Source organism: Owariibacterium komagatae (genome assembly GCF_045865535.1).
Taxonomy (GTDB): Bacteria; Bacillota; Clostridia; order Oscillospirales; family Ruminococcaceae; genus Ruthenibacterium; species Ruthenibacterium komagatae.
Genome location: NZ_AP031406.1, coordinates 2,413,191 through 2,433,174 on the forward strand (window position 1 = coordinate 2,413,191; position 19,984 = coordinate 2,433,174).

The following is a 19,984-nucleotide window of genomic DNA, read 5'->3' on the forward strand; positions in this document are numbered from 1 at the left end:
GCACACATGAAATCACCCATTGTGAAGCGCTTTTTAAAGCGCAAGGTTTCCATTGTGGGACTGGTCATTCTGGCCATCTTCTTCCTGATGGCGACCATCGGCCCCTTCCTGTGCCAGTACGATCCCCTGGCCCAGGACACCACCATCATCAGCCAGGGCCCCAGCGCCGAGCACTGGTTCGGCACCGACTATCTGGGCCGTGACACCTTCACCCGTATCGTCTACGGCGCCCGGGTCTCCCTTTCCATCAGCTTTGCGGGCGTGTTCTCCGGCTGCCTGGTGGGCATCATCCTGGGCGTGTGGGCCGGCTACTTCGGCGGCTGGGTCGACGCGGTCATCTCCCGTCTCATTGACGTGCTGCTGGCCTTCCCGGGGCTTTTGCTGGCCATCGTCATCGTGGCCATTCTGGGCAACGGCACTCAGAACACCGTCATCGCCATTGCCGTGTTCGCGGTGCCATCCATCGCGCGCATGGTTCGCGGCGTGGTCATTTCCAATAAGGACGCCCAGTACATCGGCGCGGCCCGCGTCATGGGCGAGTCCAACAGCCGCATCATCCTGACCCACATCATTCCCAACTCCGTGTCGCAGATCATCGTCAACGTCACGCTGAACCTGGGCACCGCGATCCTGACTTCCTCTTCGCTTTCCTTCCTGGGCATGGGCGTTCAGCCCCCCAGCCCGGAATGGGGCGCCATGCTGAACAAAGCAAAGGAAGTTCTGCGCGTGAACCCGTGGGAAGCGGTGTTCCCGGGCCTGGTGATCACGCTGGTCGTGATGAGCTTCAGCCTGGTGGGCGACGGCCTGCGCGACGCGCTGGACCCCAAACTGAAGAACGTATCCTAACCACGGGGGAGAAGAGACTATGGCAAAAGAAACGGTATTGCAGGTGAAAAACCTGAAAACCTATTTTTACACAGAAGAGGGAATGGTCCCCGCCGTGGACGGGCTGGACTTTGAACTGGGCAAAGGCGAAACGCTGGCCATCGTGGGCGAGTCCGGCTGCGGAAAAAGCGTCACGTCCCTGTCGGTGCTGCGCATCGTTCCCACGCCTCCGGGCAAAATTCTGGACGGCGAGATCCTGTACAAGGGCGAAGACCTTCTGAAGAAAAGCGAGCGGGAGATGCGTGCCATCCGCGGCAACGAGATCTCCATGATCTTCCAGGAGCCCCTGACCAGCCTGAACCCGGTGTTCACCATCGGCAAGCAGATCACGGACATCCTGCGCATGCATCAGGGCATGAACAAAAAACAGGCCTATGAGAAGGCGGTGGAGATGCTGGCCAAGGTGCGCATCCCCTCGCCGGAAAAAGTGGTCAACGACTATCCGCACCAGCTGTCCGGCGGCATGCGCCAGCGCGTGATGATCGCCATGGCGCTGGCCTGCGACCCGGGCATCCTGATCGCGGACGAACCCACCACCGCCCTGGACGTGACCATCCAGGCGCAGATCATGCATCTGTTGTGTGATCTGAAAAAGGACCGGGATACGTCCATCATTCTGATCACCCATGACCTGGGCGTGGTGGCGCAGATCGCCGAGAACGTCATGGTCATGTATGCGGGCCAGGCGGTGGAGTACGCGGACGTGAAGAGCATCTTCAAAGAGCCGCTGCACCCCTACACCAAGGGCCTGCTGAAATCTTTGCCTGTGCTGGGCGAGGAAAAAGACGAACTGTACAGCATCAAGGGCAACATCCCCAGCCCCAAGGATTATCCCCAGGGCTGCCGGTTTTCCCCGCGGTGCGACCAGGCTTGTGAGAAATGCAGAAAGGAGCCGCCGCCTTTGACGGTGCTCCCGGACGGCCGAAAGGTCCGCTGCTGGAACTATGTGGGAGGTGAGAGCCATGAGTGACGTTTTGCTGGAAGTCAAGGACCTGAAGGTCTACTATCCTGTGAAAACCAAGTCCATCATTCCCCGCAAGGCGTACGTGAAGGCCGTGGACGGCGTCAGCTTCCAGGTGCATAAAAAAGAGGCCTTCGGCATCGTGGGCGAGTCCGGCTGCGGCAAGTCCACCACCGGCCACGCCATTGTGGGCCTGCTGAAACCCACCTCCGGCGACATCCTGTTCGAGGGCGAGTCCATTGTGGGCGGAAAGGTCCAGCACTCCAAGGAGCGGGCCAAGAAGCTGCAGATCATTTTCCAGGACCCCTATTCCTCGCTGGATTCCCGCTTCACCGTGGGCCGCTGCATCCGCGAGCCGCTGGACGTGCACAAGATCGGCACCCCGGCCGAGCGCAACGAGCGCGCGGAAGAGCTGATGCGCGAGGTGGGCCTGAACCATGAGCAGATCACCCGCTATCCCCACGAGTTCTCCGGCGGCCAGCGCCAGCGCATCGGCATTGCCCGCGCCCTGGCACTGAACCCCAGCCTGATCATCTGCGACGAGCCGGTGTCTGCGCTGGACGTTTCCATTCAGGCTCAGATTTTGAACCTGATGCAGGAGCTGAAAGAAAAACACGGTCTGACGTATATCTTTATCTCCCACAACCTGAGCGTGGTCCATCATTTGTGCGACCGCATCGCCGTGATGTACCTGGGCAACGTGGTGGAGATCGCCGATAAGCGTCAGCTGTTCGACAATCCCCAGCATCCTTACACCAAGGCGTTGCTGGCGGCCATCCCTGTTCCGGACCCGGAGCGCCAGACCATGAGCGGAGAGCTGGAGGGCGACGTGCCCAGCCCGCTGCATCCGCCCACAGGCTGCTGCTTCCACACCCGGTGCAAGTTTGCCGGCCCCAAGTGCTCGGCGGTGAAGCCGCCCCTGGTGGAACTGGAGCCGGGCCATCAGGTGGCTTGTCATCTGGCCTGCGGCACCATGGATGACAACGCGTGATATTTTTGCCCGAAAGGGTATCAAAATATAAATCAAAGCAAAAGGAGAGAAAATCATGAAAAAGAACAAGCTGCTTGCGTTTGTCCTGGCTGCGGCCCTGGGCGCTTCCATGCTTGCTGCCTGCGGGTCTTCCGGCTCGTCGACTGCGGCTGGCGACGGCGCGTCCACTGCGGCGGGCGAAACCGCCTACAAGGACACCATCACCATTGCCACCGGCAGTGACCAGAACTACATGGACGGCCAGATGAACAACACCAACGACGATTATCTGCGCGCGTGCTATTCTCAGCTGGTCCGCCGCTCCGCCGACAACGAATTGGTGGGCGACCTGGCCGAGAGCTGGGAAGTGTCGGAAGACGGCTGCACCTGGACCTTCCACCTGAAAAAAGGCGTGAAGTTCCACAGCGGCAAAGAGCTGACCTCTGCGGACGTGAAGGCCAGCTACGACCGCCTGCTGGACACCGAGAACCCTGTTCGTTACAACAGCCTGGCTACCGGCTACATCTCTGAGTGCAAAGTGGTGGACGACTACACCGTTCAGCTGATCACTCCCAGCCCCATCGCGCCGTTCCTGGCCAACCTGACCCACCGTTCCAACCTGATCCTGAACGCCGACTACATTGAGAAATACGGCACGGATCTGGGCCTGACCGCTGAGTCTGTGGACGGCACCGGCCCGTACAAACTGGCTTCCTGGGACCGCGAGCAGGAAATGGTTCTGGAGCGCTTTGACGACTACTTCGGCGGCGCTGTTCCCACCAAGACCATCGACATCCTCATCGTTTCCGACGCCAACGCCCGTCAGGTGGCTCTGGAGACCGGCGAGGTCGACATGACTACCGTCGCTTCCTCCGAGGTTCCCACCCTGAAGGACAAAGAAGGCATCAAGATCTGGTCCTTTGGCAGCATCGGCGCTCACGGCCTGCAGTTCAACTGCGCGCATGAGTATCTGAGCGATACCCGCCTGCGTCAGGCTGTCAGCTATGCCATCGACCGTCAGGCCATCATCGACGCTCTGTACTCCGATGTGGGTGAAACGGCCTGCACCGCGCCTGTCAACCCGCTGGTTTGGGGCTACCATGACTTCGGTGTGATCGAGCAGGATCAGGACAAAGCCCGCGAGCTGATGGCCGAGGCCGGCTATCCCGACGGCTTTGAGTTCTCCATCATGGTCTACACCAACTACAACAAGTCTCTGGAGACCTGCGAGATGATCGTTTCCGATCTGGCCGAGGTTGGCATCACCGCCACCATCGAGACCGTTGACAACGCCACCTTCAACTCCTCCATGGGCAGCCGCAGCACGCCGGGCGAAGACTTCCCCTGGGGCATGTTCTTCATGGGCTACGGCGCCGGCACCGCGGACTGCGACGAAGGTCTGCGCCGCATCTGGGAGACCTCTCCGGACGGCAACAACAACAACAACTACGGCTGGTATTCCAACGCCGAAGTGGACGAGCTGCTGAACGCCGCTGCGTCTGAGATGGACGAGGAAGCTCGTCTGGAGCTGTACAAACAGGCTCAGCAGATCCTGTACATCGACGATCCCGCCGCTGTATGGACCAACGACCGTCTGACCATCTGGGCCAGCAGCGACAAATTGGAGGGCCTGAAGCTGAACGTGAACAAAGTCATCTTCTGGGACGAACTGCGCTGCGCCGAGTAATATTTTCTGAGCAAAGGGCCTTCTCCATTGCGCGAAGGCCCTTTCGCTTTCACAGAAAACAATTCTGCGTTGCAGAAAAGGTTGCCACAGGGTTTCCAAAATGGTAAAATCGAAACACCGGCGCCGGCGGCGCAGAAAATCTGGTTGGGCAGGTAACTGTATGAAATACAATTCAAAAGTGGATCTTGTTTACAAGGCCATTCTGGACGGCGTGAAAAAAGGCGACTACCTGCCGGGTGATCGCATTGTGATCAGCCGTGTCGCCAAGGAAAACGGCTGCAGCGAGATTCCTGTGCGGGAAGCGCTGCGCCGGCTGGAAAGCGAAAAAATCGTGGAGCTGGTCCCCAACAAGGGCGCTGTGGTCACGCAGGTCAGCAAAAGCTTTCTGGAGCAGCTGTTCGTGGTCAAAGCCATTCTGGAGGGGCAGGCGGTGCGCATCGTGGTGGACCACATCACCGATGCGCAGCTGGCAAAGCTGCGCGATCTGGCCGAAAAAATGCGCGAGGCCTTTGAGCAGGGAAACCTGAAGCGCTGTTCCGCGCTGAACCGAAAGTTTCACATCGACCTGTACAGCACAACCGGAAACGATGTGCTGGTGCAGCACATTGCCGAGCTGTGGAACAAGTGGCCGCTGGGCCACTACGCCAACCAGGTGCCGGATGAATGGTACCGCATCTCCACCCAGCAGCACTTTGATCTTCTGGATGCCATTGCGGCAAAAGACAAAGACCGGGCGGAGCAGATCATGTGGGCGCACAAGCGCGGCGCTGTGGAAAATGTGGGCAAGCGCACAGAGTCCCACGGCATTGCAGAATAAGATTTTTGCATAAAAGCCCCCGGCGGGAACATCCCGCCGGGGGCTTTTGCGCAGTATGAGCAGCGGCGGGAACACACCTCGCCGCGCTTTTTTTTCGTGGGTACGTTTGGAAAACACCGGGCACACCGCCCCAAAACGGCCTTTTGTACCCTCGATGACGAATTGTTGAACGTTGAAAACCTGTTGTGCAATTCGCATAGAAAAATAAGATATAAATATCGCCCGATTTTATTGGCTTTTTGCGACCGTTTTTATGATATTGTTAGACAATCATTCCTTCATTCAAACTGTCCGCAAGACAATTTGGAAAGGAATGGGAATGGGCAGAAATTGGAAAAGGAGAATGAAATCATGAGAAAAAAGACTGATGGCACTGTTTTTGAGCGCTGCGATCGCGGCGTCTGCACTTCTCACGGGCTGCGGTTCTGCGGCATCCGGCAGCACGGCGGCAAGCCAGGAAGTGGTCACCTTTAAGATGGTAGGCAACAACGCTTCCGCTTTGTCCACCGAGGCTGCCAAGAAGATTGCGGCACTCATCGAAGAGAAATCCGACGGAACGCTGAAACCCGAACTGTACCTGGAAGGCCAGCTGGGCGACAACGACGAAGACCTGTGCACCGGCCTGTCCGAGGGCAACTACGAAATGCTGATCAACGCCGAGATGCTGTTCAACTGGGCTGTGCCCGAGTGGATGGAGCTGTTCAACATGGCGTTCATCTTTGAGAACCAGCAGCACCTGCAGAAATTCTGGGAGAGCGACATCGGCGCCGACCTGGGCGAGCAGCTGGTTGAAAAATACGGCGTTCGCGCTTACCTGAACACCATCGCTCTGCGTGGCCCCCGTTACCTGACCGCCAACAAACCCGTTTACAGCGTCAGCGACATGGCGGGCGTGAAACTGCGCACTCCCAACAACGCAGGCGTGATCGCTTCCTGGACCGCAACGGACGCCAACGTGACCCCGGTTGCCTGGGGCGAGCTGTTCGGCGCTCTGCAGACCGGTATCGTCAACGCCCAGGAGAACCCCCTGGCCAACATCGATCAGGCTGGCCTGTACCAGGTTCAGAGCTATCTGATGCAGACCGAGCACCAGTACACCAACTACTTCATGTTCTTCAACGAGGCATGGTGGCAGTCCCTGAGCGACGAGCACAAACAGATCATCAGCGAGGCCATTGACGAGGGCTTCACTTGGCACAACGAGCAGGTCAACGCCGAGGACGAGGCCTTCCTGGAGAGCTTCCAGGAGAAGGGCATGACCCTGATCACCAAAGACGAGATCGACATCGAGTCCTTCAAGGAAGCCATCATCCCGCAGCTGCTGGAGGAGAACAAAGACGTGTATCCCGAAGGCGCTTACGAGCAGATTCAGGCTCTGAATCAATAAGAATCAGTAAAACAAATTCGCAACACGGAAGGGGCGCTTTCAAGTGCAAAAGTTCGCGCGAGCAATTTCCCGTGTGGCCGCATGGCTGGAACAAATCGTGCGCGTTGTGTCCATGCTGGTTGTGGGCTTTCTGATCTGCATGGTGTTCCTGCAGGTCGCCCGCAGAACGCTGACGGGAAAATCCATTATTGAAATCGAAGAATTGTCCATTGTACTGGCGTCCTGGGTGGCCTTTTTGACCATCTCCTACGCCGTGCGCAAACGCGTACACGTCCGCATCGACGTGCTCACGGCAAAGCTGCCCTTCCGTGTGCAGCATGTGCTGGAACTGCTGATCCAGGTGGCCATCTTTGTGATGGCCATCGTCCTGGTAGTCTTTGGCTGGCAGCTGGCTCAGAACAAGATGATGGTGCCCATGACGGTGCTTCCCATCAACTCCATCTGGTGGTACATTTCCTATCCGGTGGGCATGAGCTTCACATGCTTCTTTTTGTTCGACAATGTGGTGCAGGAACTGGCCACCGTTGTGACCGGCCAGGACCCGCGCGAGCCCAGCCAAGAGGAGGGATGACCGTATGTCGGCCGGCATTTCCATCGGTTCGCTGTTCATGGGCGGCATCACGGTAGGTATCCTGATGGGCCTGTTCATGATGGCCACAGTGTACATCATCGCCAAAAAGCGCGGCTATCCCAAGCACAAACGTTCTAGCTGGAGTGAACGAATCAAGTCCTTCTTCTCTGCGCTGCCGGCGCTGCTGTCTCCGGTCATTCTGGTGGGCGGCATCTTCTCCGGCTACTTCACTCCCACCGAGGCGGCGGCTGTGGCGGTCTTCTATTCTCTGATCGTCGGCATCTTCGTCTATCGGGAGCTGAAATGGAAAGACATCATCCGCGTGATGACCACCGGCATTGAAAACCTGGGTCTGGTCATTCTGCTGCTCATCAACCTGCTGCTGTTTATGGGCACATTTATGGAGACGAACGCCAGCATTTTGATCCTGACGCCCATTTTGATGCCCATTGTGACACAAATCGGCGTGCATCCGGTTCAATTTGGTGTTATAATGATCTTTGCATTGATGATCGGTCTGCTCACGCCGCCGATGGCGATCTGCCTGTTCCTGACCTCCAAGCTGGGCGGTATTTCCTTCCAGCGGGCGTTTAAGGCGGTCACGCCGTATTACATCGGTCTTCTGATCGTGTTGCTGCTGATCAACGTGTTCCCGCAAATTACACTGGCTGTACCAAAACTGTTATTGGGAAGCTCATTTTAAAGGAGACTGAATGGAGCCGATTCAAAAAAAGTCAACGGTTGATCTTGCCGTGGAAAAGCTGACGGAGTACATCTGCAGCGGCAGCATCGCCGTGGGCGACAAGATGCCTGCGGAAATGGTGCTGTGCAAACAACTGAATATCAGCCGCACCACCATTCGGGAGGCATACCGTGTGCTGCAGTCTCAAGGCTATCTGGACATTCAGCCCGGCCGGGGCGCCTTTGTCCAGAGCAAAGAGCAGAATTTCATTCAGGAGGCCATGGACTGGATCTCCTCCCATCGGGTGGTAAGCAGCGACTATCTGTTCGTGCGCATGGCGCTGGACCCGCTTGCGGCCAGCCTGGCGGCGGAAAACGCCGTCAGCCGTGACATCGACGAGCTGTGCACCATTCACCAGGCCTTTGTGAAAAGCGTTCACGAAAAGGATTATGTGGCTATGGCGGAACTGGACGCACGGTTCCACGCCCGCATCGCCGCCATCACCCACAACGATCTGCTGATCGCGCTGGTGGGACTGGTGAACCACTACTTTGAGATTTTGCGCCAGAACAGCTTTCAGTTTGAGCGAAACGCGTCCCATGCGATCGTACCTCACGAGCGCATTCTGGAGGCGATCGCGGCGGGCGACAGCGAACAGGCCAAAAAGGAGAGCGTGGCCCATATGCAGGCTGCCATCCAGGACCTGTGCCGCGATGACCCCACGGTTCGGTGAACCGGACAACATTGACAAAACCGGCGCCCTTGCGAGCCTTTTTCGGCTCCCGGGGCGCCGGTTTCTGTTTGTGCGCGGCTTGACAGAAACGCTTTGTGCGTGTACGATACCAAAAACGGAAAAGGAGAGGATCGCGTGCGAATTTTCCGCAAAAAAAGATGGCTGTTGCTGCCGGGGCTGCTGGTGCTGGGGGCGGCGCTGCTGCTTTACGCCCGTTTCGTGGAGCCCGCCCGGCTGACGGTGCGCACCCGCACCGTGCAGGCCGAGGGGTTGTCCCGTTCGCTGAAGGTGGTGTTCTTCACCGACACCCATTTCGGGCGCTGGTATGGTGTGGACCGGGCCGCCCGCCTGGTGGACGCCATCAATGCCCGGCAGCCGGACGTGGTGCTGTTTGGCGGCGATCTGCTGGACAACTACGCCCGGGACCGGGACAGCCTGGACCTGGAGGAACTGGCCGCGCAGCTGGGGCGCATTCAGGCGCCGGGCGGCAAGTTTGCCGTGTGGGGCAACCACGATTACGGCGGCGGTGCGGTGCGCGTGTACGAGAGCCTGCTGGAGCAGGCGGGCTTTCAGGTGCTCAACGACGAGAGCCTGCTGGAAGAATGGAACGTGCAGGTGGTGGGATACGACGACGTGCTCATGGGCTGGACCGACCCGGAACTGTATCAGCTGAACCGCGATATTTTTCAGCTGGTGGTGGCCCACGAACCTTCGGTGGCTGAAAAAATTTCCGCCCCGGGCGAGTGCTTTGTACTGTCCGGCCACACCCACGGGGGGCAGGCGTCGCTGCCGCTTTTGAACCGGCTCTGGCTGCCCGCCGGATCAGGGGGGATGGTGCGGGGCGACTACACCACACAAGACGGCACACAGGTCTATGTCAGCAGCGGCGTGGGCCTGACAAAATTGCCGCTGCGCTTTTTGTGCCCGCCGGAGATCGTGTGCGTCACCTTTGAACCGGCCGTGTAAAAAACCGCTCGTTTCCATCGGGAAACGAGCGGTTTTTGGTTCATTGGGCGGATGCGCCGGGGGCCGGATGCGCGTAGGGGTCGGGCACCGGGGCGCCGCAGTACGGGCAAATGGGGCTGCCCTCCATCAGGTGCCGCTTGCACCGGGGGCAGTCCGGGCCGATGCGGGCGATCGCCGGCCGCCACAGAGGCGAACAGAAAATGCGGTCCAGGGCAGTCTTGCCCTGCAGCAGTTCATCTTTCAGGTCCTGCGCGGAGATGGGCGCCCAGGTTTTCTCCAAAATCCAGCGGGCGGTGTGCTCCGCCGGGTCCTGTGACGGGTCCAGGGCGAGCAATTCCCGGTTGATCTCCTGCAGGTGCTGCTTCACTGCGGCCGGGTGCAGCTGCCAGCGCATGGAAAAGCGCGGTTCGTATTCCCGGTCCAGATAAGCCAGCAGGCGCTGGGTCTCGAACGGGCTTCCGGGCATGGCCAGGGCCGTCAGCCCCGCAAAGAAGGGCGCCGGGTCGCATTTCATCAGCGAGCGACGCTCCATCGTGCCAAAGGTCCAGTCGCGGATGGTGTAATAGGACGCTTCCAGATAGCTTTTCGGCTGCTCGTCAAAATACACGTCGCAGCGTTTGGAATAGCGGAAATAGCAGCTCCAGATGACCGCAGACAGCACGGCGGACAGACACTGGATGACGGCTGTCCGCACAGCAAGGGTCACCAGCAGCAGTGTCAGCGCGTTGCCCCAGAGGGTCAGGGCGCAAAGCCACAGCAGCTCGATGGACGGCGGCTGGCGGCGCTCCAGCGTGACGATCAGTTTCCACTGCAGCAGACAGTAATAGAAGGAGAACAGCGGGGGAAACATCATGAAAATGCCGGTGGGCGTTGCGATCAGGAAAAAGAACTGCAGCAGGCGGAGCAGGCAACTCAGCACGCCGCCGACCAGCCGCAGCCAGCACAGCGCATAGAAAAGCTGCAGAATGCCGCCTTTCTTTTTTCCGAATGTTTGTTGCTCCATCAGGAAGCCTCCTTGTGCGTCAGGGCGCGGGCGGGTATTCGGTGCACAAAAGCCGGTAGGGCGGTTCGTCCTCCTCTACGGCAGGGAACCGGCCGATGGGCTCGAAGAACCGGTTGTCCGCCACGTCGTCGTTGCAGCTGGACACTTCGCCCACCAGCACGCTGCCCGCCTCGGAGGCGTAAAAAGCGTGATAGCACAGGGGCTCCAGCGTCAGGCTTTCGCCGGGCATCAGGCCGAAGGGAACGCCCGCGGGCACCGTCACCCGGCGGCCGTCCCGGTGCAGGGTCACGTCCGTGTCCAGCCGGTTGCCGTCGGTGTCGGCATTGTACAGGATGAACATCAGTTCACCGCCGCCGCGGTTGATGATGTCCTCGGTCTTTTTCCAGTGAAAATGCAGCGGACACACCTGCAGCGGCTGGCTGAGCATGATTTTTTCCGCATAGGGTTTGCCGCCGGGCAGACCGTTGCGCAGCGTGATCAGCGCAAGACCGGTCTTTTCGTACTGGCCCAGGCCGTAGTCCGTCACGTCCCAGCCCAGCCCGGCCTGGCGCACTTCGTCCCACTCGTGCCCGGCTTCGGCCCACTGTTCGGGTGTGAAGCCCGTGAAGGGCGGCAGCGCAAAGCAGTGGCGCGCCAGCATGTCTTCAAACTGCCGGATGATCCCGTTGATTTCCGATCGCTTCATATTCATTCCTCCATCCGGCGGAAGTCGACCCCCCGCCTTGTTGTCCAGTATTCCAGCGCACGGCGCACAAAGCTTTCGGGAAAGCCGTACCATTCGGCCAGCTGCCAGGGCTCGGTCAGGCCCGAGGCCATGGCCGTTTTCAGCTCGTCCGCCGGCAGATAGTGCTCAAAGGCCCACCGGTTGGCCTTGTACTCGTGCTTTTCCACCAGGTCCCAGGGGCTGGACACCGCGTGGGTGCACCCTGTGGCGCAGTGGCCGATCTCATGGCCCAGCGCCTCCCGGTACTGGGACAGATCCGAAAATTGTGAAAAGTCCAGAAAAATGGCGTACTCGCCGCCCATCTCCAGGGTGGCTGCGTCGGTGAACCCGATGGGGTACGGAAACAGACGGATGCCCCGCTGACGAATGTCCCGGTACATCTTGGAAAGCAATGGCTCACGCCTCCTTATTTGTTCCGGTCCGCCTGCTGCGCGGCACGGAAGATGCGCGCCATCTCCAGCAGTTTGTTCCGGTTCTCTTCGGTCAGTGCCTGCGCCTCCCGGTGCAGGGCATAGGTGAAATCATCAAAGCCGATCTCGTTTTCCGGTTCGCGCCGGTCCGAACGGCCCATCAGCCACTCCGGGTTCACATCCAGCGCCCGGGCCATGGCCTCCAGCACCGGCTGCTTTACGTTTTCGATCCGGCCCTGTTCGTAGCGCTGCACCGTGGACTTGGTCACACCGATGGCGGTCGCGATCTCCTGCAGTGTCATTCCCGCGTCTTTGCGCGCCAACCGAATCCGCTCGGCAATTTTTTCCTGGTCCATTGTGTAACACTCCTTTGTTGGTTTGGTCCCATTGTAGCACAATTATTTGCGTAATGCAACACAAAATCCAAACAAAGTTGCACAAAGTTCTTTGTGAAAGTTGCCGGGTGCAACGCACAGGAAAATAATACCACGGTGCATGTCCGAAAAAGCGTACTTTCTTAAGAAATCTCCTTTTTCTTCTCCTTCTCCTTCGTCTTCTCCTTTTCCTTCTCCTTGGGGGGCGTTCGGTACCGTTCGGTAGCGTTCGGTTTTTGAAACCTTTCGCAAATGTAAGGAATTTGTAAGCCGCTTGTTCTGGATTTAGACATAATTGGCCGCTATAATGAGAAATATCGACAGGAAGGGACGGTTTTCTCCATGAGAAAAATTTTCAAGGGACTGGCGGCAGCGCTTGTGCTTGTGGTGGTGCTGACCGTGCTGGGCGTTGGCGTGGACGGCTGGCGGCTGTACCGCAACGCGGTGGAGCAAACCGGCATCGAGCAGGCCGTGGAGCAGGTGCGCGCACAGGAGGGCTATACGCCGCTGGACCAGCTGCCCGCGCTGTACCCGCAGGCGGTGGTGGCGGTGGAAGACCGGCGCTTTTACGACCACAACGGGGTGGACCCCATTGCCATCGCCCGGGCGGTGTGGGTGAACCTGCGCACGGGCAGCCTGGCCGAAGGGGGCAGCACGCTGACCCAGCAGCTGGCCAAAAACCTGTACTTCACCCAGGAGAAGAAGTTCACCCGCAAAGTGGCGGAAGTGTTCACCGCCTGGGACCTGGAGCGCCGGTACACCAAGGATGAAATTCTGGAGCTGTACATCAACAGCATTTACTACGGCGAGGGCTATTATGGCATCTGCAGCGCCAGCCGGGGTTATTTCGGCAAGGACCCGACGGAGATGACCGATTACGAGTGCACCCTGCTGGCGGGGGTGCCCAACGCCCCCAGCGTGTACGCGCCCACGGTGAACCCCGATCTGGCGGCCCAGCGCCAGCGGCAGGTGGTGGACAGCCTGGTGGACACGGGCTGCATCACCGAGCAGCAGGCGCAGGAGATCCTGGCCGGTGAATAGACAAAACACAAAGGGGCCCCGCGGTGTGCGGGGCCCCTTTGCGCGTGAACCCTGTTGTGCTTCTTTTGGAAAAATACAATGTGTATTATTTTTGCGGGATACAACCCTCTGAATTGTTGCTTTGGACAAAGGGAGCGGCGAAAAACCGTCAAATGGACAAGGGCTTTGCCTGTTGACGGGGCGGCAGGGCGTGGTACAATAAAGGCAGAAATTTCCATTGAAGGAGTTGTTGCACCATGGCAAATCGCATTGTTTTGAATACCATTTCCTATCACGGAAAGGGCGCTTTGGAGAACATCGTGCCGGAGCTGACCGGCCGCGGCTTTCACAAGGCGTTCGTCTGCTCGGACCCGGACCTTTTGAAATTCGGCGTGACGCAGAAAGTCACAGACCTGCTGGACGCAGCCGGCTTCGCCTATGAAATTTATTCCGACATCAAGGCAAACCCCACCATTGAGAACGTTCAGCACGGCGTGGCGGCGTTCCAGGCCAGCGGCGCGGACTGCATTGTGGCCATCGGCGGCGGTTCTTCCATGGACACTGCCAAGGCCGTGGGCATCATTGCGGAAAACCCGGAATTTGCGGATGTGCGCAGCCTGGAGGGCGTGGCTCCCACCAAGAACCATGCCACCTTCACCATCGCTGTTCCCACCACTGCCGGCACTGCGGCGGAGGTCACCATCAACTACGTGATCACCGACGTGGAGAAAAAGCGCAAATTCGTGTGCGTGGATACCCATGACATTCCCGAAGTGGCCGTGATCGACCCCGACATGATGGCCACCATGCCCAAGGGCCTGACGGCCGCCACCGGCATGGACGCGCTGACCCATGCCATCGAGGGCTACATCACCAAGGGCGCCTGGGAGATGACGGATATGTTCCATCTGGAAGCCATCCGCCTGATCTCCAAATACCTGCGCTCTTCCGTGGCCGGCGAGGCCGAGGGCCGCGAGGGCATGGCGCTGGCGCAGTACATTGCGGGCCAGGGCTTCTCCAACGTGGGTCTGGGCATCGTGCACTCCATGGCCCACAGCCTGGGCGCTGTGTATGACACGCCCCACGGCGTGGCCAACGCCATTCTGCTGCCCACGGTGATGGAGTACAACGCGCCCTGCACCGGTGAGAAGTACCGCGAGATCGCCCGCGCCATGGGTGTGGAAGGCGTGGACGCCATGACCCAGGACGAGTACCGCAAGGCTGCCTGCGACGCGGTGAAGCAGCTGAGCGCCGACGTGGGCATCCCGGCCGATCTGAAGGAGATCGCAAAGGACGAGGACGTGCAGTTCCTCAGCGAGTCCGCTTTTGCCGACGCCTGCCGCCCGGGCAACCCCCGCGACACCAGCGTGGAAGAGATTGCCGCACTGTACCGCAAACTGCTGTAACCATCCCAAAAAGAGGGGGCTGTGAGCCCCCTCTTTTTTATGCCGTTTTTCAGTTTTCGATCATGATTTCCAGAATCTCCCGGTCCGTGGCCTCCATGCCGTCCTTGGCCATGCGGCAGAAGCTGTCGATGGTCTCTTCGTAGCAGTCCTTCACAAGACCCTCACCCGGGCGGAACACATGGCCCCGCTTGGCCATCTCGTACCCCAGCAGGCCCGCTTCCACAGAGCTGGCGATTTTGGCCGCGCAGGAAGACTTGGCGCCGTCGCACACAATGCCGCCCACATTGGCCTGGGTGTTGGTGATGATCATGCCCAGCATGTCCGCGTCAGCCCCCTGCAGAAAGGCGATGCCGCAGGCCGCGGCCGTGCCGGCGCTGACCGCGCCGCAGAAAGCGGAAAGCCGCCCGACCTTGTATTTTTGCATGATGGCCACCAGATTGGAGACCACCAGCGCCCGGCACAGCTCCTCGTGGCTGCTGCCCAGGAAACGGGCGTACTCCATGACCGGCACCGAAACGGTGATGCCCTGGTTGCCGCTGCCCGAGTTGATGACCACGGGCATTTCGCAGCCGTTCATGCGCGCGTCCGACCCGGCGGCCGCCGCGGCCCGGGCGCGGATGTTCACGCCGTCGCCGTACACTTCCAGCAGGGTTTGGCCCACGGCCTCGCCCCAGCGGTTGGCCAGACCCTCCCGGGCAATGGCGCTGTTGCATTCGATCTCCTTGTCCAGCACCGGGTACAGGCCGGTCAGATCTCCGGTGCGGGCGTACCGCACAATGTCTTCCAGGTTCAGGCAGCTGCGGTCGGTGCCGTCCGTGCCGGTGCTGTCCAACCGGTGGGGAATGTCGTACACCACCCGGCCGTTGCGCTCGGCGTGGACCACATGGTTGTGCTCGTGCAGAATCTCCACCATGGCCCGGTCCTGCCCGGCGCGGCAGCGCACAAGGATGTGCAGTTTGGCCGGGGTCTCCAGCAGCTGCACCCGGCACGCACCCCGGGCCAGCATCTGCCGGGTGATCTCCAGATCCTGCGGGGTGACGGCGGTCAGCACTTCCAGCTCCCGGTCTGCGTCGCCGCCCACAGCGCCCAGAATGGCCGCGGCCTCAATGCCGCGCAGGTCTTCGGCCATGGGCACGGCCACCGCCCGGGCGTTTTTGATCAGGTTGCCGCTGCACTCCACGCAGATCTCTTCCGGCAGCGCGCCCAGCACCTGCCGCGCCTTGGCCGCCGCAAAGGCGATGGCAATGGGCTCGGTGCAGCCCAGGGCGGTGAGCATCTCCTCGTGCAGAATGGCCTCATATTTCTGAAAGGTTTCCATCACAAATCTCTCTCTTTCATGAAAAAAGGCAGCCGCACAGGCTGCCTTCGATGGGTGGTGGGATCTCAGGGACTCGAACCCTGGACCATCCGGTTATGAGCCGGAAGCTCTAACCAACTGCGCTAAGATCCCACGGCCTTTTTATTATACGATAAAAAAGCCGGAAAGAAAAGAAGAATTTTTTGTGAGAGCGCAGACTCTTTCCGCATTGACCGCGCGCTTTTGCCGGTTGGGGACATCATTTCGCCAGGTCCTTCAACGTTTCGCCGGCGATCCGGTACACGGTCCAGTCGGACATGGGCTCTGCGCCCAGCGACAGGTAAAAATCAATGCTGGGTTTGTTCCAGTCCAGACACCACCATTCCAGACGGCCGCATTTGCGCTCAACGGCAATGGAGGCAAGTTTCTTTAAGATTGCTTTACCGTATCCTTTTCCTCTGTATTCCGGAGAGACGTATAAATCTTCCAGATACAGACCGGCCCGCCCCAGAAACGTGGAAAAATTGTGGAAGAACAGAGCAAACCCGATCTCTTTCCCGTCCAGACAGGCAAAAATCACTTCTGCTTTGTTCTTGTCAAAAATCCACTCTTCCAGCGTTGCTTCATCGGCCACCACTTTGTCCAGCATTTTTTCATACGCGGCAAGCTCTCGAATAAATTTCAAAATCAGGGAAACGTCGTTGCGCTCTGCGTATCGAAAGTTCAATTCCGCATTCATTTTCTCTGCCTCCTCCGGTAAGGGTTGTTACGGGTTCTCTGTGGGCAGCAGCTTTTTGCGCCGCGCCAGAAACAGCGTCAGCGTGGTGCAGCTGGCCACAATGTCCGCAATGGGCTCGGCCACATAGATGCCCAGCACGCTGCCGGTGATCCGGGGCAGGATGATGGCCAGGGGGATCAGCAGAATGATCTTCCGCAGCAGCGCCAGGAACAGGCTGGTCTTGGCCTGGCCCAGGGCCATGAAGGTGGTCTGGCAGGCCATCTGCGCGCCGAAGGCCCAGATGCCCGCGAAGAAGATGGGCATGGTCTTCACCACCAGATCGATCAGCGCCTGCTCCTGGGTGAACAGCCGGGCGGGAACACCCGGGAACAGCACCAGCAGCAGGCAGCACACCACGGTGACGCCCATCGTGATCTTCAGCAGCAGGCGGAAGGTCTCCCGCACGCGGGCGTAATTTTTGGCTCCGTAGTTGTAACTCATGATGGGCTGAGCGCCCTGAGAAATGCCGTTCACCGGCATCACCAGCATTTGCATGATGCTTTGCATGATGGTCATGCTGCCCACGTACAAATCGCCGCCGAAGCGCTGCAGGCCGGTGTTCAGAGTGATGTTCACCAGACTTTCCGTGCTCTGCATGATGAAGGGCGCCACGCCCAGCGAGGCGATGCGCCCCACAATGCGGCCGCAGGGCTTCATGTTGGCCAGACGGATGCGGATGACACTGCGCTTGGAGCACAGAAAGCTCAAAACCCACAGCGCGCTGACCGCCTGGGACAGAATGGTGGCCAGAGCCGCGCCCCGTACGCCCATGCCCAGCACGAAGATGAAGATGGGGTCCAGCACGATGTTCAGCACCGCGCCGATAAGCACGCTGAGCATGGCGGTGGTGGCGTTGCCCTGAGCGCTGATGAAGGCGTTCAGCCCCAGCGCCAGCTGCACGAACACCGTGCCCAGAAGGTAGATGGAAATGTAATCCACCGCGTATCCGATGATGTTGTCCGACGCGCCGAAAGCGTACAGAATGGGCTCCTTCCAGATGCTGAAGACCGCGGTCAGCACCGCGGCGGTCACCAGCAGCATGGTCAGGGAGTTGCCCAGAATGCGCTCGGCGCCGGGACGGTCGCCCGCGCCCAGCTGAATGGATGCCAGCGGCGCCGCACCCATGCCGGAAAAGGCCGCAAAGGCCGACACCAGCAAAAGAATGGGGAAGGTGACGCCCACACCCGTCAGCGCCATGGCGCCGATGTCCGGAATGTTGCCGATGTAAATGCGGTCCACCACATTGTAAAGCATGTTGATGAGCTGGGCTGCCACACTGGGCACCGCCAGCTTGGCCAGCAGCCGCCCGATGGGCAGGGTGCCCAGTGCCTCGTCGCTGTTCTGTTTCAAGTCTCTCGCTCCCTTGTCTTTCTTACATAACATACAATGATAACACAAAGCGGGTGTAAAGAGAAGCTTTTTCCACCCGAAAGGACCTGCAGGGTGCAGGCTGGTACAAAAAAGGACGCCGGAAAAGCCGGGGTGACATAAGAAAACGGCGGTGAAGCCCCGAAATTTTGACGCTTGAAACGCAGAAAGCGGTCCTGCAGGCAATTTGCTTGCAGGACCGCTCTTTTGCTCTTTCTCTCAAAATTTTGGGGCGCAACTGCTTGCACCGGGAAGGCGTCCCTTTTGATGCGGATGCAAGGAAAAACGCCGAAGGGGCTGCGGGCGCGGCAACAATGCGCCCGCTCCGCTTCGCGGACCGCCCGGCCGGTTGCGGACCAGCCCTGGTCCCCATTTTCCCGCCTTGCGGGAAAAACCCGGCACCCTTTGTGGTTGTCAAGGCGGTTTGACGATGCAGCCGCGCAAAAGGGGCTCCTTCCCGGCGTCGTTTTCTTACGGAACCCCGGCCAAACCGGCGTCCTTCTGGAACAGCGTTCTGCGGTCAGCCGCGCACCCAGTTGGCCTGCTGCACGCCTGCCACGCCCGTCATCTGGGCGGCAAAGTCCCCCGCGGTGCGCCGGCGGGGCAGAAACACCGTGTACACGTACTCGCAGTGGTCCTCGCCCGCAAAGCCGGACTGCTGGCGGAAGTGCAGGGTGTGCCGGGCCAGCTCCTGCTCCAGGGCGGCGGCGTCCACGGTTTTTCCCCGCACGATCAGGGTGCCTTTGTTGGTGCGCTCGCCCACCAGCCGGAACGCGAAGAACACCGCGCTGATGAAGCACACCGACAGCATGGACAGCACAAAGTTCTGGGTGCCCACCGAAAGGCCCGTCACCATGGACCAGAAGATGTACAGCGTGTCCCGGGCGTCCTTGACCGCTGTGCGGAACCGCACAATGGACAGCGCGCCCACCATGCCCAGCGAGATGACGATGTTGCTGCTGATCATCAGCATAATGACCGTGGTGATCAGCGTCAGCACCACATTGCCCGCGTTGAAGCTCTGGCTGTAGACCGTGGGCTCGGTGGTAAAGCGGTAGGTCAGGTAGATGACCGCCGCCGCGCACAGCGCCATGCACAGCACCAGAAACACCAGCACCGGGGTCAGCTCTTCGCTGTTGGTGTAGAAAAATTCCAGAATTTCCTGTTTGTTCATTGCCATACCCCTTTATAAAAGCTCGTTCAGCGCCCGGCAGTTCTCATATTTGCCGCAGGACAGCCGCGTGCGCTGATATCCCTTCAAAAGCCGTCGCACAAAGGGCGCCAGCTTTCGGTCAAATTTCACTTCCAAAACCACCAGACCCGGGTCCAGCAGCGGCCGCAGGACCACCGGCCCGTACAGCGTGGGCAATACGTCTGTACCGCGCACGTCGAAATCCAGCGTCACCCGGGTGTTGCGCACCCCCAGAAGCCAGGCCGAGCGCCGGTATTCCACCAGCCCCGCCGGCCGGTAGCCCCGGCTGGCCAGCGCGTACAGAAAATGCGCGTCCTCGTCGTCGGTGTCCAGCAGCGAGGAAAAATCCCCCCGGGCAAAGGCGTCGCACTGGTCCGCCGTCACCCACACCGAGGTCTTTTTCTGGTAATCGCCCTGCTTTTGCTTGCACTCCAGCTTGGCGCGGCCGCCTTCGCCGCCATACACCCGCAGCCGCAGTTTCTGCCGGGAAAACAGCCCGTCCACCTTGTCCAGATAATCCCGGCTGTCCGGCGTGTCAAAGTACAGGCTGCGCACCAGATAACTGCCCGAAGGCCCGGCGTTGTGGCTGTCCGCCGCCAGCGCCGCGTTCAGCTTGCCGCGCAGCTCGGCCGCCTGGGCGTCCGTGAGCAGATATTTGTGCTCGAACCGGGTCACCACCAGGTTTTGCATCGCGCTCCCTCCCCGCTGTGCTTCATTATAAGGCATTCCGTGCGCCGGGGCAAGAAAACCTTG

Annotated in this window: 21 protein-coding genes and 1 tRNA gene; 12 read left to right on the forward strand and 10 right to left on the reverse strand. The window is 59.8% G+C overall.

The window, feature by feature from the left end:
* The first annotated feature begins 6 nt into the window (after positions 1–6).
* The 10 genes from ACKTS9_RS12030 to ACKTS9_RS12075 all read left to right on the forward strand — a co-directional run bounded on the left by ACKTS9_RS12030 (position 7) and on the right by ACKTS9_RS12075 (position 9,659).
* On the forward strand, positions 7–846 hold the full coding sequence (locus ACKTS9_RS12030) for an ABC transporter permease (RefSeq protein ID WP_349215657.1): 840 nt from the start codon (positions 7–9) through the stop codon (positions 844–846).
* 19 nt (positions 847–865) lie between these two features.
* A complete protein-coding gene (locus ACKTS9_RS12035; RefSeq protein ID WP_407881034.1) occupies positions 866–1,855 on the forward strand; it encodes an ABC transporter ATP-binding protein in 990 nt (329 codons plus the stop codon).
* Positions 1,848–2,837 (forward strand): ABC transporter ATP-binding protein, encoded by a 990-nt coding sequence (locus ACKTS9_RS12040; RefSeq protein WP_407881036.1) that lies wholly within the window; start codon positions 1,848–1,850, stop codon positions 2,835–2,837. Before ACKTS9_RS12035 ends, ACKTS9_RS12040 begins: the two co-directional genes overlap by 8 nt.
* 55 nt (positions 2,838–2,892) lie before the next feature.
* The gene (locus ACKTS9_RS12045; RefSeq protein ID WP_407881039.1) at positions 2,893–4,503 is read left to right on the forward strand and encodes an ABC transporter substrate-binding protein; all 1,611 of its coding nucleotides are present in this window, start codon (positions 2,893–2,895) and stop codon (positions 4,501–4,503) included.
* A gap of 160 nt (positions 4,504–4,663) precedes the next feature.
* Positions 4,664–5,320: a GntR family transcriptional regulator gene (locus ACKTS9_RS12050; protein ID WP_407881041.1), complete on the forward strand. Its 657-nt coding sequence runs from the start codon at positions 4,664–4,666 to the stop codon at positions 5,318–5,320.
* Between the two features lie 367 nt (positions 5,321–5,687).
* Positions 5,688–6,707, forward strand: coding sequence for a TRAP transporter substrate-binding protein (locus ACKTS9_RS12055; RefSeq protein ID WP_407881043.1), 1,020 nt, complete (start codon positions 5,688–5,690; stop codon positions 6,705–6,707).
* 43 nt (positions 6,708–6,750) lie between these two features.
* The gene (locus tag ACKTS9_RS12060; protein WP_349215647.1) at positions 6,751–7,278 is read left to right on the forward strand and encodes a TRAP transporter small permease; all 528 of its coding nucleotides are present in this window, start codon (positions 6,751–6,753) and stop codon (positions 7,276–7,278) included.
* Positions 7,279–7,282: 4 nt separating this feature from the next.
* Positions 7,283–7,981, forward strand: a complete 699-nt coding sequence (locus ACKTS9_RS12065; RefSeq protein WP_407881046.1) for a TRAP transporter large permease subunit — start codon at positions 7,283–7,285, stop codon at positions 7,979–7,981.
* Between the two features lie 10 nt (positions 7,982–7,991).
* Positions 7,992–8,693, forward strand: a complete 702-nt coding sequence (locus ACKTS9_RS12070; RefSeq protein ID WP_349215645.1) for a FadR/GntR family transcriptional regulator — start codon at positions 7,992–7,994, stop codon at positions 8,691–8,693.
* 135 nt (positions 8,694–8,828) lie between these two features.
* Positions 8,829–9,659, forward strand: coding sequence for a metallophosphoesterase (locus ACKTS9_RS12075; protein ID WP_407881049.1), 831 nt, complete (start codon positions 8,829–8,831; stop codon positions 9,657–9,659).
* A 40-nt stretch (positions 9,660–9,699) separates the two neighbouring features.
* Here ACKTS9_RS12075 and ACKTS9_RS12080 read toward each other — a convergent pair whose 3' ends face one another.
* The 4 genes from ACKTS9_RS12080 to ACKTS9_RS12095 are packed head-to-tail and all read right to left on the reverse strand — an operon-like array spanning position 9,700 to position 12,152.
* Positions 9,700–10,662, reverse strand: coding sequence for a hypothetical protein (locus tag ACKTS9_RS12080; RefSeq protein ID WP_349215643.1), 963 nt, complete (start codon positions 10,660–10,662; stop codon positions 9,700–9,702).
* A gap of 19 nt (positions 10,663–10,681) precedes the next feature.
* Positions 10,682–11,347: a D-lyxose/D-mannose family sugar isomerase gene (locus tag ACKTS9_RS12085; RefSeq protein WP_349215641.1), complete on the reverse strand. Its 666-nt coding sequence runs from the start codon at positions 11,345–11,347 to the stop codon at positions 10,682–10,684.
* A 2-nt stretch (positions 11,348–11,349) separates the two neighbouring features.
* The gene (locus ACKTS9_RS12090; protein ID WP_349215639.1) at positions 11,350–11,778 is read right to left on the reverse strand and encodes an ImmA/IrrE family metallo-endopeptidase; all 429 of its coding nucleotides are present in this window, start codon (positions 11,776–11,778) and stop codon (positions 11,350–11,352) included.
* A 14-nt stretch (positions 11,779–11,792) separates the two neighbouring features.
* A complete protein-coding gene (locus ACKTS9_RS12095) occupies positions 11,793–12,152 on the reverse strand; it encodes a helix-turn-helix domain-containing protein (RefSeq protein WP_349215638.1) in 360 nt (119 codons plus the stop codon).
* 360 nt (positions 12,153–12,512) lie between these two features.
* On the opposite strand from ACKTS9_RS12095, the gene ACKTS9_RS12100 reads away from it, so the two are divergent.
* Together ACKTS9_RS12100 and fucO are read left to right on the forward strand one after the other, a co-directional pair.
* Positions 12,513–13,211: a transglycosylase domain-containing protein gene (locus ACKTS9_RS12100; protein ID WP_349215636.1), complete on the forward strand. Its 699-nt coding sequence runs from the start codon at positions 12,513–12,515 to the stop codon at positions 13,209–13,211.
* Positions 13,212–13,447: 236 nt separating this feature from the next.
* Positions 13,448–14,596 (forward strand): lactaldehyde reductase, encoded by a 1,149-nt coding sequence (fucO, locus tag ACKTS9_RS12105; RefSeq protein WP_349215634.1) that lies wholly within the window; start codon positions 13,448–13,450, stop codon positions 14,594–14,596.
* 49 nt (positions 14,597–14,645) lie between these two features.
* On the opposite strand, the gene ACKTS9_RS12110 is transcribed toward fucO, so the two are convergent.
* The 6 genes from ACKTS9_RS12110 to ACKTS9_RS12135 form a co-directional block, all read right to left on the reverse strand.
* The gene (locus tag ACKTS9_RS12110; RefSeq protein ID WP_349215633.1) at positions 14,646–15,914 is read right to left on the reverse strand and encodes a serine dehydratase subunit alpha family protein; all 1,269 of its coding nucleotides are present in this window, start codon (positions 15,912–15,914) and stop codon (positions 14,646–14,648) included.
* Between the two features lie 55 nt (positions 15,915–15,969).
* Positions 15,970–16,046, reverse strand: a tRNA-Ile gene (locus ACKTS9_RS12115).
* 106 nt (positions 16,047–16,152) lie between these two features.
* The gene (locus tag ACKTS9_RS12120) at positions 16,153–16,632 is read right to left on the reverse strand and encodes a GNAT family N-acetyltransferase (protein ID WP_349215631.1); all 480 of its coding nucleotides are present in this window, start codon (positions 16,630–16,632) and stop codon (positions 16,153–16,155) included.
* Between the two features lie 27 nt (positions 16,633–16,659).
* A complete protein-coding gene (locus ACKTS9_RS12125) occupies positions 16,660–18,054 on the reverse strand; it encodes an MATE family efflux transporter (RefSeq protein WP_407881056.1) in 1,395 nt (464 codons plus the stop codon).
* Between the two features lie 505 nt (positions 18,055–18,559).
* Positions 18,560–19,213, reverse strand: coding sequence for a DUF4956 domain-containing protein (locus ACKTS9_RS12130; protein ID WP_349215874.1), 654 nt, complete (start codon positions 19,211–19,213; stop codon positions 18,560–18,562).
* 12 nt (positions 19,214–19,225) lie between these two features.
* The gene (locus tag ACKTS9_RS12135; protein WP_349215873.1) at positions 19,226–19,921 is read right to left on the reverse strand and encodes a polyphosphate polymerase domain-containing protein; all 696 of its coding nucleotides are present in this window, start codon (positions 19,919–19,921) and stop codon (positions 19,226–19,228) included.
* Positions 19,922–19,984 lie beyond the last annotated feature (63 nt).